At 65.8% G+C, this 16,809-nt stretch carries 13 protein-coding genes; 4 read left to right on the top strand and 9 right to left on the bottom strand.

Translation table 11 applies throughout. The features are described from left to right. Nucleotides 1–14: 14 nt before the first annotated feature. A complete protein-coding gene (locus U5A65_RS30635; protein WP_321912501.1) occupies nucleotides 15–1,847 on the bottom strand; it encodes an ABC transporter ATP-binding protein in 1,833 nt (610 codons plus the stop codon). A 784-nt stretch (nucleotides 1,848–2,631) separates the two neighbouring features. On the opposite strand from U5A65_RS30635, the gene U5A65_RS30630 reads away from it, so the two are divergent. The 3 genes from U5A65_RS30630 to U5A65_RS30620 all read left to right on the top strand — a co-directional run bounded on the left by U5A65_RS30630 (nucleotide 2,632) and on the right by U5A65_RS30620 (nucleotide 5,461). Next, nucleotides 2,632–3,696 carry a glycosyltransferase family 4 protein gene (locus U5A65_RS30630; RefSeq protein ID WP_321912499.1) on the top strand — a complete coding sequence of 355 codons (1,065 nt, stop codon included), beginning with the start codon at nucleotides 2,632–2,634 and terminating at the stop codon, nucleotides 3,694–3,696. A gap of 236 nt (nucleotides 3,697–3,932) precedes the next feature. Then, complete coding sequence (locus U5A65_RS30625; protein ID WP_321948761.1) at nucleotides 3,933–4,901, top strand: hypothetical protein; 969 nt, start codon at nucleotides 3,933–3,935, stop codon at nucleotides 4,899–4,901. 95 nt (nucleotides 4,902–4,996) lie between these two features. Beyond that, complete coding sequence (locus U5A65_RS30620; protein WP_321948760.1) at nucleotides 4,997–5,461, top strand: DUF2214 family protein; 465 nt, start codon at nucleotides 4,997–4,999, stop codon at nucleotides 5,459–5,461. A gap of 84 nt (nucleotides 5,462–5,545) precedes the next feature. Here the strand turns inward: U5A65_RS30620 and U5A65_RS30615 are convergent, their stop codons facing one another. From U5A65_RS30615 to U5A65_RS30580, 8 genes are all read right to left on the bottom strand, one after another. Then, a complete protein-coding gene (locus tag U5A65_RS30615) occupies nucleotides 5,546–6,370 on the bottom strand; it encodes an SDR family NAD(P)-dependent oxidoreductase (RefSeq protein WP_321948759.1) in 825 nt (274 codons plus the stop codon). Between the two features lie 36 nt (nucleotides 6,371–6,406). Next, on the bottom strand, nucleotides 6,407–6,820 hold the full coding sequence (locus U5A65_RS30610) for a MaoC family dehydratase (RefSeq protein ID WP_321912491.1): 414 nt from the start codon (nucleotides 6,818–6,820) through the stop codon (nucleotides 6,407–6,409). 13 nt (nucleotides 6,821–6,833) lie between these two features. Then, on the bottom strand, nucleotides 6,834–7,274 hold the full coding sequence (locus tag U5A65_RS30605) for a MaoC family dehydratase N-terminal domain-containing protein (RefSeq protein WP_321948758.1): 441 nt from the start codon (nucleotides 7,272–7,274) through the stop codon (nucleotides 6,834–6,836). A gap of 34 nt (nucleotides 7,275–7,308) precedes the next feature. Continuing rightward, on the bottom strand, nucleotides 7,309–8,496 hold the full coding sequence (locus tag U5A65_RS30600) for a lipid-transfer protein (protein ID WP_321912488.1): 1,188 nt from the start codon (nucleotides 8,494–8,496) through the stop codon (nucleotides 7,309–7,311). A 29-nt stretch (nucleotides 8,497–8,525) separates the two neighbouring features. Further along, complete coding sequence (locus U5A65_RS30595; RefSeq protein WP_321912486.1) at nucleotides 8,526–9,665, bottom strand: acyl-CoA dehydrogenase family protein; 1,140 nt, start codon at nucleotides 9,663–9,665, stop codon at nucleotides 8,526–8,528. A 57-nt stretch (nucleotides 9,666–9,722) separates the two neighbouring features. Then, on the bottom strand, nucleotides 9,723–11,603 hold the full coding sequence (locus U5A65_RS30590) for a feruloyl-CoA synthase (protein WP_321948757.1): 1,881 nt from the start codon (nucleotides 11,601–11,603) through the stop codon (nucleotides 9,723–9,725). Between the two features lie 174 nt (nucleotides 11,604–11,777). After that, nucleotides 11,778–14,579 carry a LuxR C-terminal-related transcriptional regulator gene (locus U5A65_RS30585; protein ID WP_321948756.1) on the bottom strand — a complete coding sequence of 934 codons (2,802 nt, stop codon included), beginning with the start codon at nucleotides 14,577–14,579 and terminating at the stop codon, nucleotides 11,778–11,780. Nucleotides 14,580–14,767: 188 nt separating this feature from the next. Then, on the bottom strand, nucleotides 14,768–15,334 hold the full coding sequence (locus U5A65_RS30580; RefSeq protein ID WP_321912481.1) for a DUF2889 domain-containing protein: 567 nt from the start codon (nucleotides 15,332–15,334) through the stop codon (nucleotides 14,768–14,770). A 342-nt stretch (nucleotides 15,335–15,676) separates the two neighbouring features. Here U5A65_RS30580 and U5A65_RS30575 point away from each other — a divergent pair, with 342 nt between their 5' ends. Then, nucleotides 15,677–16,792, top strand: coding sequence for a porin (locus U5A65_RS30575; protein ID WP_321912479.1), 1,116 nt, complete (start codon nucleotides 15,677–15,679; stop codon nucleotides 16,790–16,792). Nucleotides 16,793–16,809 lie beyond the last annotated feature (17 nt).

Raw genomic sequence — 16,809 nt, 5'->3', positions numbered from 1 at the left:
CGCCTGCGCGGTGGTCAGGCTACGTGCTTTTCGTCGGTCTTCTTGCCCAGATGCAGCGTGGAATGCTTGCCGTACTGCTTGGCGAGGAGGTCGCGGTAGAGGCCCGGACGGTTGCGCAGCTCTTCGGGGCTGCCGTCGTCGATCACCTTGCCCGCGCTCATCACGATGATGCGGTCGAAGTTGTTGAGCGTGGAGAGGCGGTGGGCGATCGCGATCACGGTGCGGCCGACCATGAGCCGGTCGAGCGCCTGCTGGATGGCCTCTTCGGACGCGCTGTCGAGCGCGGAGGTGGCTTCGTCGAGCAGCAGGATCGGCGAATTCTTCAGAATGGCGCGCGCGATCGCAATGCGTTGGCGCTGGCCGCCCGACAGCTTCACGCCGCGGTCGCCCACGATCGTGTCGTAGCCCTCGGGCATCGCCTCGATGAATTCGGCGCAGCGCGCCTCGCGAGCCGCGGCGAGCACTTCCTCGCGGCTCGCCTCGGGGCGGCCGTAGGCGATGTTCTCGTAGATCGAGCGGTGCAGCAGCGAAATGTCCTGCGGCACGAGCGCAATGGAATGGCGCAGGCTGTCCTGGGTGACGTGCGCGATGTCCTGGCCGTCGACCTTGATGGCGCCGCCCTGGGTGTCGTAGAAGTGCTGCAGCAGCGCGAGCACCGTAGTCTTGCCTGCCCCCGATTTGCCGATCAGGCCGACGCGCTGACCGGCCTCGATGTGCAGGTCGAAATGATCGAGGATCGGCTTGCGGTGCGGATACGCGAAGGTCACGCCCTCGAAGTCGACGCGGCCGCCCTGGGCTACGAGCTCCGTGGCGTCGTCGCGGTCGGGCATGCCGTGCGGCTCCAGCAGCGTTTGCACGGCTTCGGCCAGGCGCGCCACGTGTTGGGTCACATCCACGAGCGCCACGGCGAGGTCGCGCGTGCCGTGCAGGATCGTGAAGCCGAGCGAGCTAACCAGCACGATGTCGCCCGACGTCGCCTTGCCCTGATCCCAGAGCCAGAGCGCCCAGCCGAGCAGCCCGGCGGACAGCATGGCCGTGATCACGGCGTGCAGCAGACGCAGCTTTTCGAGGTAGAGCAGGCTCGAGCGGCGCGCGTCGAGTTCGGCCTTGACGGTCGAGCCGAAGCGCTTTTGCTCGCGCAACGTCATGCCGAAGGCGCGCACGAGCGCCATGTTGCCGATCACGTCGACGAGCTCGCCGTCCACGGCGGCCGCTTTGGAAGCGAACGTGTGGTGACGCGAGGAGCCGCGCCCGGCCAGCTTGAAAAGGATCACCGAAAGGATGGCCGAGCAGACGAGCAGGCCCGCCGCCATGAGCGGATTGACGGCGATGATCATGACGATCGCGCCGGCCACGGCGATACAGGGCGGCAGCACGTTCCACGCCGTGGTGTTCTCGGCCGTGTAGACGGCGTTCGACGTCGCGGTGATGCGGCTCGCGAGCGTGCCGGGCTGCTTTTCGGCGTAGTAAGTGGGCGAGTGTCCGCTCAGATACTGGAAGAGGTCACGCCGCAGGTCGCCCGTCACGGTGACGAAGGTGTGCGCGGCGAACCAGCCGCCGACCCGCCAGAGCAGGTTGTCGGCGGCGATCAGGCCGACGAGGATGGCGAACGCGGTCCACAGCGGGCCCGGATGATGGCGTCCTGCTCCGAGCACGTCGATCAGATGCTTGATGGCGTATTGCGACGCAAGCGCGCAGCCCACGGCCGCGAACACGCTGGCGAGCACGACGCTGTGGGCGAACGGATGGCGCTTGATGTAGCGGAAAAGGAACGCGAGCGGACGCCGCGCATAGCTCGCGAGCTTTGCGTTGTGGGCGTTACGCTGGGCGGTGGTCAGATGTTCCAATTGATCGGGTGGTCGGTCTGACGGAATTTCGTCCGTGCAAGTTCAAAGGAAGATAGCTGGCGCTGAGGCGACGAACGGCTCAGGGCGCGCGGCAACGAAGGCGGACTTACCGCATTGTAAACACCCCGTGCGCCTGGCGCACCGCCTGTGCCCGGCGGACGCGCATCATATCGCGACACGATAGCGCGGGATACAGATTGGGGACACGTTGTTGCAGCGGAGGTTCAACAGGAATCGTGGACCGTTTTAGTGATAGATGTTTTAGAGATAGAATTATGGATTGCATTCGGAAAACTGCTGTGCGTGCCTGCAACGCGCAGCCAGCCCATGACGAACCTGAAACCTTACGAGTGGGATCGATCGATGCGGATTCGTGCCGCGACAATCCCCCGCAGTTGTTTTCCGCAGCGCAGCACCCAATCTAGAACTCTCTTGGAAAACAATGGGTTGCGGAGTGTTTCCGGTTTGTAACAACGTAAAGACTTTGAAATGATCTAGCCGGTATTGACCCCTGACCGGGATAATGCCGACTCGGACGGCGTAGGGAATTTGACAGCTTTTATGTCAACGGCCGCGAACCCTGCGCGTTTACCGCCTGAACCGCCGCGTGTGCGCTCTCTTGCCGCTTCACAACTGCGTCGGGTCTGTGTCCGGATTTCCGGCGCGGTTAGCGGTACGGAACGCCTGTAAGGCGCGTGGCGACAAGGAAGCCGCAGCCTGCATAGGTCGATTGTCAAATTTGCAGTCTATTGCCCGATTTATTACGAGGAAGGAGTTCACCACTATGCGAATCGCTCAAATCGCTCCGTTGCACGAGGCGGTTCCTCCCAAGCTGTACGGCGGCACGGAACGGGTGGTCTCCTACCTGACCGAAGCGCTGGTCGAACAGGGTCACGATGTCACGCTGTTCGCCAGCGGCGATTCGATCACCTCGGCAAAGCTCGAAGCGTTCTGGCCGCAGGCACTGCGCCTCGACCCCACGATTCGCGATGTGATGGCTCCGCACATGTTGCTGCTCGAAGAAGTTCGCCGCCGCGCGGAAGAATTCGACGTGCTGCACTTCCACATCGACTACTACCCGTTCTCGCTGTTCGCGCGTCAGCCGGTGCCGTTCGTCACGACCATGCACGGCCGTCTGGACCTGCCGGAACTGCAGCCGGTGTTCAACGCGTTCAACGACGTGCCGGTCGTTTCGATCTCGGACAACCAGCGCAATCCGCTGCAGCAAGCCAACTGGCAGCAGACCGTCTACCACGGCCTGCCGGAAGACGTGCTCACGCCGATTCCGAACGTCGAGCCCGGCTACCTCGCATTCCTCGGCCGCGTCTCGCCGGAGAAGGGCCTTGACCGCGCGATCCGCATCGCCGGGCAGGCGGGCATGAAGCTCAAGGTCGCCGCCAAGATCGACAAGGCCGACCGTGCCTACTACGAAGAAGTCATCAAGCCGCTGATGGCGCTGCCGCACGTCGAGTACATCGGCGAAATCGGCGAGCACGAAAAGCGCGAGTTCCTCGGCAATGCCCACGCACTGGTGTTCCCGATCGACTGGCCGGAGCCCTTCGGCCTCGTCATGATCGAAGCCATGGCCTGCGGCACGCCGGTCATCGCGTTCAAGCGCGGTTCGGTGCCGGAAGTCATCGAGAACGGCGTGTCGGGCTTCGTCGTCGAAGACGAAATCAGCGCAGTCGCCGCGATCAAGCGCCTGTCGACGCTGCCGCGCGAGAAGGTGCGCGCCGCGTTCGAGTCGCGCTTCTCGTCGAAGGTGATGGCGCGCAACTATGTGGCCGTGTACGAAGAACTGCTGCGCCAGAAGCATCGCACGGTGCTGCGCGAAGTCAACGCCGGCTAAGCTGCGCACCGAAACCGGACGCGCTGCGGCGCGCCCGGTTTTCCCGCTTTTCCCCAACGCCCTGGTGCCTGTGCACCGGGGCGTTGTCACATTCGCTGCGCCGGCAAGTGAGGCGCACGCTTAATGTCCCTATAATGGCCGTGCCGTAAAATCCGCGGCGCCCACAAAAGCGTGCTTTGCATGGGACCAGAGTTGCGCGCTGAAGCGCGAACTCTGGTCGACAGAGGAGAAGACCCTTGGCCAGAACCCGACCGACGCCCACGGCAACCGTACCCGGTGCCGGGACGCTTTTCGCGCTGCGCGCGATCGGGCTCGTGATCCTGGCGCGCTGGCTGCACTCCATGGCGCAGATGAATTTCCTCGCCGCGCTCGAAGGCATGGCGTCGTCGCCGGCGGCAAGCCTGAATCTCGTCTTCCTGTTTCTGCTGATCGTCCTGCCGGGCGCGAAGGCGCGCGTCGAGCGGCCGTTTCACCCGCTGCCGCAGTGGCTGCGCCAGGCGCTGCGCTTCTTCGGCGTGCTCGGCTTTCTGTTCGCGATCGGCTCGATCGGCGTGTTTGTCTGGACCGCCGGCTGGCGGCGCACCTTCCACGCCGTGGCCGATACGAATGGCTGGCTCGTCGCCGCCCCCGCGCTCTATGCGGCTGTGGTCTGGATCTGCCGGCCGCGCGCGCTTTGGCGAAGCAACTTCGCAGCGCGGCGTTTCGCGATCGGGCGCTTCGCCGTGTCGATCGATCCGGCCACGCGCACGACGGTCGTCTGGCAGGAAAGCCGCAAGGTCGGGCAGTACGATGCGCGTGAACTGTCGGTGCGCTGGCTTTCGGGGACGCCGCAGGGCGGGGTGGTCATGGCGGAGCCTGCGCGCCTGCCTGCACCCGAGCGCGCTCAGGCGGACGATCCCGCGGTCACGGCAGGCATTGCCGAGCCGGTTGCCAGCGCGGATCCTCCCGATGCCGCCGCTACGCTGGCGGGCGTGCCGCCCGCGGCCACGCGAGAGCCCGGCGCGCACACTGTGCCGCGTCAGGCATCGGCGTCGTCATCGTCCAAGCCTGCGGGCAAGCCCGCGCGCCGGCCGAAGATCGAATTGCTCTGGGATTCGCCGGCTGCGGCGGGCCATAACCGCCAGACCGTGTTTCGCGTGTCGCTTGCCTCCGAAGGGGACCGCACGGCCTCGCGCGCTCTCGACTCGGCGCTGAAGCAGACCTGACGCACCCGACATGGCGCGGCTATCGACGCCGCGCCCGCGCTTACGCCCGCTTTTCTGCTGCTTGCCGTTCCTGTCGTCCACTCGAAGGAGTCGCAATGCTCATACGCTGGTTGCTCGCCGCCATTCACCTGCTGGCCTTCGGCTTCGCGCTCGCGTCCATCCTGCGGCGTACACGCGGACTGCGCCGTTGTACCTCCACCGAGGACCTGCCGGCGATCTTCAGCGCCGACAACGGCTGGGGCGGCTCGGCCGTCGTGCTGATCGTCACCGGTGCCATGCGCGCGTTCGGCGGCTTCGAGAAGGGCGCCGGGTACTACCTGCACGAACCGCTCTTTCACGTGAAGATGGGCGCGCTCGTGCTGATCCTCCTGCTCGAGATTGCCCCGATGATGGCGCTGCTGCGCTGGCGCCTCGCCGTGCGCCGAGGCGACGTGCCGGATCTGACCGGCGCGCCGAAATATGCCCGCATCGGCGTGTGGCAGACGGTGCTGGTCATCGTCATGGTGTTCGCGGCGGCGGGCATCGCGCGTGGCATTGGCCTCGATACGGGCGCTGAATAGACCCCCCGACGCTTAATCAGGCCCCGAAAAAGAGAAAACCCGCGCGGCGGCGGGTTTCCGGACTGGACAAGTCGTTGCTTCGCTTTACTGAAGATTGCCCGCTACCGCGACCGTCTGGCCGGTGATGTAGTTCGACTCGGGCGAGCAGAACAGATACACGCCGCCCGCCGCTTCTTCGGGCGTACCGCCCCGGCCGAGCGGCGTGCGCTGCGCATGCGTCTTGATCAACTCCGGGTTCAGGCCCACGCGGATCTCGCGGCCTTCGATGCTCACCGTCGCGCCCGCTTTCGCGTCGGCGCTCGTCATGCGCGTGTGGATCAGGCCGAATGCCACCGCATTGACATTGACGTTGAAGCGCCCCCATTCGCGTGCGAGTGCGCGCGTCATGCCGATCACCCCGGCCTTCGCGGACGAGTAGTTCATCTGCCCGGCGTTGCCATTGAGCGCGGACGTGGACGAGATGTTCACGATCTTGCGATACACCTCGCGTCCTTCGGCGACGTCGGCCGCGTGCAGCGCCTTCACATGCGGGTACGCGGCGCGCAGGATGCGGAACGGCGCGGTCATGTGGCAATCGAGAATCGCGTACCACTGTTCGTCGGTCATCTTCTGGATCACGTCGTCCCAGGTGTAGCCGGCGTTGTTCACGATGATGTCGATGCCCTTGTACGTGCTCATCGCCGTGTTGATGAAGCGCTCGGCGAAGTCCGGCGCCGTCACGTTGCCCACGCAGGCCACCGCTTCGGCGCCTGTCTTGCGCAGCGCTTCGACCGTTTCGTGCGCCGGATCGGCGTCGAGGTCGTTCACGACAATGCGCGCGCCTTCGCTAGCGAGCTTTTCCACGATTGCACGGCCGATGCCGCGTCCCGAGCCGGTGACGAGCGCCACCTTGCCGTCGAGCTTACCCATGCTGTTGACTCCTTCTATCGATTGATGCTGGTGGGTTCAGAGCGCGACCACGGCGTCACCCACGACGCGCGGTTCGCCATACTGGTTGGCGGTCTGGATTTCGAGGCGCACGCGACGCTCGCCTTCGGCTTCGAACTTCTCGACCACGCGCCCCGTGCACACGATGCGATGGCCGAGGTGCGTGATGCCGACGAAGCGCACGCCGAACTGGCGCAACTGGCGCTGATCGACCCATTGGGTGAGCAGGCGGCCCAGCCAGGCCATCGAGAGCATGCCGTGCGCGAACACGTCGGGCATGCCCGCGCGCCGCGCATAGTCGATGTCGATATGCACTGCGTTGTGGTCGCCCGAGGCCCCTGCGAAGAGCGCGAGCATCTTGCGGTCCACGCTCGGCAGTTCGAGGGGAGGGAGCGTGTCGCCCACCTGAATCGTGTCGTACTGGATGGTCATGCGAGGTCTCCCTTCAGCCGTTGCGTTGCACGATCACGCTGCGCAGATCGGCCACGTGCTCGCCGCGCGGGTTCGTGACGCGCGTCTCGCGCACGACGAACTCCAGCGCGCCGCCTTTCTTGTCGTAGATGTCGGCGATGCGCGACTCGAACAGCAGCACGTCGCCCGCATAGGCGAGCCGGTGATACGTGAAAGACTGTTCGCCGTGCAGGATGCGCGGCAGCTCGATGCCGATCTCGTCGCGCCAGGACCCGTCCGGCTGCTCGAATTCGAGCGAGAACAGGAACGTGGGCGGCAGCGGCAGGCCGGGGTGTCCTGCGTCGCGCGCGGCGGACTCGTCGAAGTAGACGGGATTCGATTCGCCAATCGCCTGTGCGAAGAAGCGCAGCCGGCCCGCTTCGGCTACGGCGCGAAACGCGGGCAGCGTCTTGCCGATGTGTTGCTTGTCGATCATGTGGTTGACTCCCAGTCGTCAGCCGTGCTCACGCTCACGCGCGCTTGTAGACCGTGACGACGCACGCGCCGCCGAGACCCACGTTGTGCGCGAGCGCGACCTTCGCGCCTTCGACCTGGCGCTCGCTCGCCGTGCCGCGCAGTTGCTGTGTGAGTTCGTAGCATTGCGCGAGACCCGTTGCACCGAGCGGATGTCCCTTCGAGAGCAGGCCGCCTGACGGATTGACGACCCATTCGCCGCCGTAGGTGTTGTCACCGTTGTTCACAAGCTTTTCGCCTTCGCCTTCCGCGCACAGGCCGAGCGCCTCGTAGGTCAGCAGTTCGTTCTGCGCGAAGCAGTCGTGCAACTCGATCACGTCGATGTCGCGCGGCCCGATGCCGGCTTGCTCGTAGGCGCTTTTCGCAGCCGAGCGCGTCATGTCGAAGCCGACCACGCGGATCATGTCTCGCGCGTCGTACGTGCTCGGGGTGTCGGTGGTGAGCGCCTGGCCGGCGATCACCACGTCGGTGCGCAGGCCGTGCTTCTTCGCGAACGCCTCGGACACGACGAGCGCCGCCGCCGCGCCGCAGGTGGGCGGGCAGGCCATCAGGCGCGTGAGCACGCCTTCCCAGAGCATGGGCGCGGCCATCACGTCTTCGGTCGAAACCACGTTGCGGAACACGGCGAGCGGATTGCGCGCCGCGTGGCGGCTCGCCTTCGCGCGGATCTTCGCGAAGGTCTCGAGCTTCGTGCCGTATTGCTTCATGTGCGACAGACCCGCGCCCGCGAACTGGCGGATGGCGTTGCTCAAACCCTCATGCTGGCCGACCAGCTCGTCGGTGATGTCGATCGCGCGCTCGAGTGCGCTCTTGCGGTCGTTCCAGATCGACTTGAGTGCGCCGGGCTGCATGAACTCGAAGCCAACCGCGAGCGCGCAGTCGACCGCGCCGCTCTGCACGGCCTGGCGCGCGAGATAGAGCGCGGACGAGCCCGTCGCACAGTTGTTGTTCACGTTGATGACTGGAATGCCCGTCATGCCGACCTGATAAAGGGCCTTCTGGCCGCAGGTCGAGTCGCCGTAGACGTAGCCCGCATAGGCTTGCTGCACATCGCTGTAGTCGATGCCCGCGTCGGCGAGCGCCTGGCGGATCGCGGTGGCGCCCATCACGTCGTAGGTGTCGCTCGCGCCGGGCTTCTTGAACGGAATCATGCCGACGCCGGCGATGTATGCGCTTCGAGTCATATCAGTACTCCTGAGTGAGTTGAATTTTTTTAAAGTTTGCGTGAGATGAGGTCGCGCATCACTTCGCTCGTGCCGCCGTAAATGCGCATCACGCGAGCGTCGGCGAATGCGCGGGCCACCGGATATTCGAGCATGTAGCCGTAGCCGCCGTGCAACTGCACCATTTCGTCGAGCGCCTTGCCGAGCGTTTCGGTCGCGAAGAGCTTCACGACAGCGGCTTCCTCCAGCGTGAGGCGGCGTCGCACGTGCTCAGACAGGTAGTGATCGACCATGAGCCGCACCGCGAGCGCCTGGGCCTTGATGTCGGCGAGCTTGAACTTGGTGTTCTGGAAGTCCCATACGGTCTGATTGAATGCCTTGCGGTCCTTGACGTAGTTCAGCGTGTGCTCGAGGCAGGCTTCGAGCTTGGCAGCCGCGTTCACGGCGATAGAGAGGCGCTCCTGCGGCAGTTCCGTCATCAGGTAGGCGAAGCCTTTGCCTTCCTCGCCAAGCCGGTTCGAGACCGGCACGCGCACGTTGTCGAAGAAGAGTTCCGCGGTGTCCTGCGCATGCTGGCCCACCTTTTCGAGCTTGCGGCCACGGCGAAAGCCTTCGCGGTCGGTTTCGACCACGATCAGGCTCACGCCTTTGGAGCCGGCTGCCGGGTCGGTCTTGCAGACCATGATGATGAGGTCCGCATTCAGGCCGTTGCTGATGAAGGTCTTGCTGCCGTTGATCACGTACTCGTCGCCGTCGCGTACGGCGGTCGTGCGCACGGCCTTCAGGTCGCTGCCCGTACCCGGCTCGGTCATGCCGATGGCGAGGATGTATTCGCCCGAGCAGGCCTTCGGCAGCCAGCGCTGCTTTTGCTCCTCGTTGCCGAGCCGTGCAATGTACGGAGCGATGATGTCCGAGTGAACCCCGAAGCCGAGACCGCTCAGCCCGGCCCGGCTGACTTCCTCGTTGAACACGGCCGCATGGCCGAAGTCGCCGCCGCCGCCGCCGTATTCGGTCGGCAGCGTCAGGCATAGCAGGCCTTCGCGGCCGGCCTTGAGCCAGGTCTCGCGATCGACCTTGCCGGCCTTGTCCCATTCGGCTTGCCTCGGCACGCATTCCTTTTCGAGGAAGCGGCGCGCGGTGGTGCGCAGCATCTCGTGGTCGTCGCGAAAAACGTTACGGTTGATTTGCATATCGGAGTCCTGAACGTTAGCAGTTGCTGTTAGGGGTGTGGGAGTGCGAGGGTGAGCTCAACGCGCGCGAGCGACGTGTGCGGCGGGTTCGGCGTGAAAGAGCGCGTCGACGAGGTGGGCCCGGCGCGTGCGCGTGACGGCCTGATTGACATAACCCTTGTCAGCGATTTCGTTCGCGTCCATGGAGGGCGGCTCTGCCATCAGCAGCAGCCGTTCGACGTGAACGCTCGCACCTTGCGCGCGCTGGTCGCGCAACTGCTCGCTCAGTGCGGCGACGACGACAGGGTGTTGCGCCAGCGCGGCGGCGTCGAGGCCCGCGAGTTCCGGCGCGAGACGCTGGCACGCCGGAACGTTCGGCCAGGCGAGCGCAGCGACGTAATCGTGATCGTGTCCGCAGATCACGGCGTCGGTGAGCAGCGGGGCGCAGCGATCGAGCAGCGCGAGCCGCATCGCGCCCGTGCGCACCCATGTGCCGTTCGTGAGTTTGAAGTCTTCCACGACACGACCGGCGAACAGCATGCCGTCCGATGGGTTTTCGGGATTGGCGAGGCGCACGGCGTCGCCGAGCCGGAAGAAGCCTTCCTCGTCGAAGGCGGCCGCCGTGAGCGCCGGCTGCTTGATGTAACCGCCGAACACGTTCGCGCCGCGCATGCGGATCTCGTAGCGGCCGTCTGCGCTTTCGAGCGGCACGAGCTTCACTTCCGAACCCGGAACCGGTGTGCCGATATTGCTGATCGTGTTGGTGATCCAGCCGCACATCGTCCCCATGCCGCTCGTTTCCGTGCAGGCGAGGCCGGTCGCGAAGGCGATGCGCTGGCCAACGGTCTTTTCGGCCACGCGCTGGATGCGCTCATGGACATCGGTGGGCAGGCTCGCGCCGCCATAGCCGAAGAAGAGAACCTTCGAGAACAGGTTCGCCGCGAGTTCGGGGTCCCGCTCGAGCTCGTTCGCGAGCACGGCCCACGCTGACGGGACGCTCGTGAAAATCGTGGGCGCCACCTCGCGCAGGTTGCGCACCGTCCGCTCGATGAGGCCGGGCACGGGGCGTCCGTCGTCGATATAGTGGGTCGCGCCGAACTGGATCGAGCGGCCCAGGTTGAGCACGCCGCCGAGGCCGTGATGCCACGGCAGCCAGTCGAGGAACACGGGCTCGGTGTCGAGCAGGAAGGCGAGATTGTCGGCGTAGTAGGCGGCTACGGCCTTGAGATTGCCGTAGGTCAGGGCAACGCCTTTGGGCGTGCCGGTCGAGCCGGACGTGAAGAGCACGCGTGCTGTTGCATCCGGCGTGATAGCGGTATGCGCGGCGGCGACCGCGGCACGACGCGACGCGGTCAGTTCGGTCTGCGCGAGCGTCGCCCAGTCTTGCTGGCCTGCGCCGGCGCCTTGCACGGCGACGACCGGCGCGTGGCAGTGCGCGAGCGTGGCGAGTGCACGTTCGAAGGGTGCGGCGTTCTGCACGAACAATGCGGCGGGCGGCACCAGTTCCGCTATGGCCTTCAGACGCGCGAAGTCCTGGCTCAGCGTCGCGTAGGCGGGCGAAACCGGTGCGGTGGGAATGCCCACGTATTCGGCGGCGAGCAGCACGACGGCCTGTTCGATCGAATTACCGGAGAGCAGCATGAGCGGGTGCGCCTGATCGAGGCCCAGCTCGAGCAGCGCGGCGCCGACGCACTGCACCTGCTGCCAGAGTTCGCGCCAGCTCAGGCGCCGCCATGCGCCGTCGCTCCCGCGCTCGCAAAATGCGGCGGTCTCGCCGCGCGTGAGCGCCCAGCCCTCGACGAAATCCACGAAGCTCTTTTGCGCAATGGCTGGCGGCGGATTTGCCGGGCGCAGGATCAGGCTGCCGTCGCTGCGCCGCTCGACGAGCGTTCGACGGTGGGGCATGGGTAGAGGCCGGACGGCAACCGCCGGCGCAGTACTGGCCGAGAGCGTACTCATTAAGCCGTGTCTCCTGAACGTTTGCGTGCAACCCTTGGGGTGCGCCACGTTGATTTTTCCGGGAGGGGTTCGGTCGGGCGAAACCCCTTGAAAACAAGCATAGCGGGTGGTGCCGGCAGTCGTACCACCCGTACCGGGTGGCGCATGCGCGCCCGTGCCCGGGCGGGGCGCCCGTCAGGGATCGATGCCCAGATCGCGCACGCGCGCGACCGCTTCATCGCGGCTCGATACGCCTAACTTGCCGTAGATGTTCTTGAGATGCCACTTGACCGTTTCGGGCGAGATGCCGAGCGTGCGGGCGATCTTCTTGTTCGGCAGCGCCTGCGCGAGCAGACTCACGACCTTCGTTTCGCGCTCGCTGAGGGTTTCGGCCCCGTTTGGCGTTGCGTCGCGCTGCAGCGAAGCTTCGTTCGTTGTGCTGGCGAGTGCGGCTGCCGTGACCTGCGCGGCGCGCAACCGGTCGACGTAAAACGCCAGCACGGGATCGGCGCCAGTGTCTGCATCGTCCGTTTCGCCCGCCATGCCATGCACAACCTGGTCCGCGAAGGCAACGATCCCGGCGTCCACGTCGAGCACGCTGCGCACGAGGCCGAGCCGGTGGGCGAGGCGCAAGCCGGCGAGCGCGGTTTCTCGGGCTGCTTCCAGACGACCGCGGCGGTGATCCACGAGCGCCGACTGCATGCGCAACTGCACCATGTGGTGCTGCCAGCCGCGCTCGCTGCAATGCGCAATGAGTTCGGGCAGGCGCAAGGCCGCGCCCTCGAAGTCTTCGTGTGCGAGGCACCAGTTGACATGCGAGCGCTCCGCGAGCGCGTGGACGTCGTGCCAGGCATTCGGCCGCGTGGGCCGCAAACGTGCCGCGATCATGTCGAGCCGCGCGAGATCGGTTTCGGCGTCTTCGAACTGGCCGCAATGCAGATGCTGGCGGACCTGCGCGGCGAGGCTGTGCGCGAGGAGCCGCGGCAGGCCGTGCCGGCTTGCGTACTCCTCGAGCCGATCGAGATACGCGAATGCATCGAGCCGGTGGCTCTCCGCCCAATGCGCGGCAGAGAGCACGGTGTGCACACGTAGTACGGAGTCCGGAATGGATACGCGCTCGAGCACATCGACGCGATCTTCGAGCAGCCGTCTCGCACCGGCGATGTCGTTGAACTCGTAGAGCGCCTCGCCAAGCAGCGCCGCCGCGAAGCACGCGGCCTCCGCCGTGCTGCTGCCACGTTCGTCGGCCTCCGCGAGGACGTCGCGGCTAATGCGCTCGACCTGCAGGAACTGGCCTTCGAGCGCGTAGCTGAAGCCGACCAGGCAGCGCCCGTTGAGCACGCCCGCGGAAGTGCCCATCAACGGGGAGCCCGCGTGCAGCGGGCGTGGGGTGTCGTGTTGCGCGGCGCGTGCCTCTTCGTATTCGCCGCGCCGCATGTAGAGCCAGGAAAGCAGGTTGCTGCGCGCGCCGATCGACTGGCTCGTGGCGTCGACCGGGGCGGCGAGAATCGCGGGCAGGATGGCCGCCGCGCTGTCGGCGTCGTCGCGTTGCACGTCGACGGCCGCGCGCAGCAGCAAGAGACGGTACCGCGCCTGGGTGTTGTCGGCGGGAATCGCGGTGTCGAGGCGCGCGATGCTTGCGGCGCAGGCTTCGAAGTCGCGCGCATACAGTTCGAGCTGCAGACGCCACAGCCGCAGGTCGATGCGCGCCTCGATCTCGGCGTGCGGCAGCAGGTGAATGAGCGAGACGAGCTTGCGTAGATCACCGGACAGCTGCAGATCGCGCGCCACCGACAAGACGAGTTCGGCAGCAGCGGCCGCTTCGCCGGCCTGCAGCGCATGGCGCACGGCTTCCTCGGGCAAGCCGTGGTCGCGGAACCAGCACCAGGCCGCGTGATGCACCGCGTGCTGCAGGGCCTCGCTTCGCGTGCGCATGCGATCGAGCAGGGTCTCGCGAAAGAGCGGATTGAGCCGGTACCACGTCTCATTGCCGACACGTTCTACCTGCGTGATGAAGAGGTTGTCCGCTTCGAGGCGTGCGAGCAGCGCAAGGACTTCCTCTGGCGGCTGCTCGTCGCCGACGAGCGCGACGCACAGCGACGAGCACAGGCGCGCGCAAACCGAAGTGCGCACGAGCAGCTCGACCTCGGTTGCCGAAAGGCGGGAGAGCACCGCCCGTTCGAAGTAGTCCCCAAAAGCGCTCGCGTCGTGAAGCTGCATGCTCGCGAGGGGCGGGACGACGTCCGCCGAGCGGCGGCGCTTCAGATGCATGGAGAAAAGCTGCAGGCCGGCCACCCAGCCATCGGTCAGCTCGTGCATCTCGCGCGCATCTTTGTCGCTAACTTCGCCAAGCTGCGCCCGCAAATATGTTGCGGATTCGGCGAAGGTGAAGCGCAGGTCGCGCATGTTGAGCTCCAGCACCAGATCCCGATCGCGTAGGCGACCGAGCGACACCGGAAAGCTGCCGCGCGACACCAGCACGATGTGCAGGTTCGACGGCGCGTAATCGATCAGCCACTGGAGGGCGCGATGACTGCGTGGATTGGTGACATGGTCGAGATCGTCGACGACGAGCGCAAGGTCGGCTGTGCGAGCGGCGATGGCGCGCACGAGCGCGATCACGGTGCGCTCGACCGCTTCGTCGTCCACGCCGCGGCCGCCGAGGAGGGCCGCCTCGCGACAAATGGCCGGGTCGACCTGGGCGAGGCTTGCTACGAGACCGTCGACGAAGCTCGCGAGATCGTCGTCTTCCGGCGCGAGCGTGAGCCACGCGAGATTGAAGCCTAGCGGCAGCAGCGCCTCGCGCCAGGCGAGCAGCGTGGTCGTCTTGCCGCAGCCGGCCGGCCCCTGGAGCACGATGCAACGCTTGCGCCGGGCCTCGATGAGCTGGCTGACCACACGCTCGCGTGCGACGACGCGCGTTTTGTTGCGCGGCGCCATCACCCGCGACGGCGCGCCGGTGGCGGCGGATGGGGAGTCGGGCCAGCGTTGCGGCATGTTCGCGTGCGCCTTGCAGTCATGGCGCCGCGACGACTGCGCACGCCCGATGACGAATCGAGTATCGGGCTATTGTAGCGCGCGTGATTGTGCGGGCACGCGAGCGAGCGCGCCGCGCGTGCCGGTCGGCTTTGCGGTAGCGCAATGAGGGTCGGCAGGGGGCGATACCGGCCGCCAGACATCGGCGCTCACCCGCGTGCGCGCAGCAGGCTCGCTGCATGTACGACTTCGCCGTCCGCGCGCCATGCGTGGCATGCGTCGAGCATGGGCAAAAGCGGCTTCCCTTCGCCGCGGGCGGCTGCGGCGAGGCTCGTGTGCGCACCCTCCTGCAGCCCCATGATCGTCTGGAACGCAGTGGTAGCCATCGGGCCGAGCAACTCGGTGAGGTGCGTGCAGCCCAATGCGCCGCCCAGGCGCGCCTTCACTTCCTTCATGAAGCCGCTGCCAATCGCAATGCCGGCCAGCTTTGCGTAGGCCTCGTTGATCTGCGAGCACCAGGGCGTGGGCGCGCTTTCCGTGTGCGCGTGCGCCGCGCGAATCACGAGATGGGCGTCGATCGTGATCGTGAACCGCATGTCGTGGATCGGGCTACCGCGCGGCACGTCCTTGAACAACAGCGCCGAATCGTGGCCCTTCGTGTCCGTCATGCGGGCCTCGATGTCGTAGAGGCCGTCGTCGCGCACGTAGCCGGTGCAGACGATCTGGCGCGTGTGCGCCAACTTTCGCGTCGCGCTTGCGGTTGGATTGTGATGCATGCAATGCCGCTCCAGAATGCGCCACTGCAACGCCAGGCGCGATAGTGCGATCGTGAGCTGACTGGGGCACGGCGGCACCACCCCGCGCGGGTGGTTGGCGCACGTTGACGTTGCGGCATGCGCAGCAGGGCGCGCCAGTTTCGTGGGCCTGCATCCTGGCCTGTATCTGGGCGTTGCGCATCCGGTTTCATGCGACGGTTGGGGTATTCCCGTCCCCACTCCGTTCGGGTAGTTGTCCCCTCCATCGTCCCTGCAACACTGCGCCGCATGTGCTTCGCTGTGCCAAACGGGTTACACATTCGCCGCGCTGTTGTACGCGGCAATCATAAAGAGGAGACATGCATGCGTTCTATCAGCAAGGGTATTTGCGGGGCGACGCTGGCCGTGGTGGCCGGCAGCGCCGCGGCGCAGTCGAGCGTGACGTTGTATGGCGTGGCAGATGTGTTCATTCAGTATTTGCACAACGGCGCAAAGAATTCGTATTCCGAACGAAGCGGCGGGAACACGGGGTCGATGTTCGGCCTGAAGGGAGTTGAAGATTTAGGCAACGGGCTGAAGGCGGTGTTCGACACCGAAGCCGGCTACAACATCAACAACGGCGGTCTGCTCGCGGATACCAGCGCGATCTTCTACCGTCAGGCCTGGGTTGGCCTCACTCACGAGAACTATGGCTCGCTGACATTTGGGCGCCAGTATCAGCCGACGTTCTGGGTCGTTTATCCGACCGATCCGTTCCGTGGCAACGAAGTACTCTCGCCGCTCTCGGCCGCGGTGCTCGCGGTCGATCGCAATACGCTTGCCAGTCAGTCCGCAACGGGCCGTACGAGCAATTCCATGCTCTACAAGTCGCCGAATCTCGCGGGTGTCCAGTTTTACGGCATGTATGGCTTTACGGCCACCGTCACCCAGCCGGTTCCGCAGACCTCGGGCAACATACTCGACCTGGGGCTTACGTATTCGGGTTACGGACTCTACGCCGGCATCGCTTACCAGTATCAGCATCCCGGCACGGCGACGATCGCGGGGCTGCCCGGTCCGCTCAACCTGCTAGGCACAGAACACTACACGGGCGTGCTCAGCTACCGCATCGGCATTGTCAATCTGCAATTCAACTATGCGTACAACAAGCCGCACGACGCGCCAGCGCATTCGCTCGCGGCGCTGCTCGGCGCGGGCAAATCGTCGAGCGTGATGGAGTTCGGCGCGACGGTTCAGGCGACGTCGGCTGATACGTTCGAGATTGCAGGGTTCGAGCGCAACGTGCGTGGCGCGCACGACAACACGCCCGGCGTGCAGATCGGCGTGGATCACAGTCTCTCGAAGCGCACGGCGTTCTATATGCGCGCGGGCTACATGAAGAACAACGGCACAGCGACGATGAGCTGGCCGGGCGTTTCGGTGACGAGCACGGACACGAAGCAGGTGCTCGCCGTGGTCGGCATGACGCATCGCTTCTGAACAGGCAGTGCCGCGCT

The organism is Paraburkholderia sp. J10-1, assembly GCF_905220165.1.
Classification (GTDB): Bacteria; Pseudomonadota; Gammaproteobacteria; order Burkholderiales; family Burkholderiaceae; genus Paraburkholderia.
The sequence above is the reverse complement of the archived record's forward strand: the minus strand, read 5'-3'. Positions and strand labels throughout refer to the sequence as shown.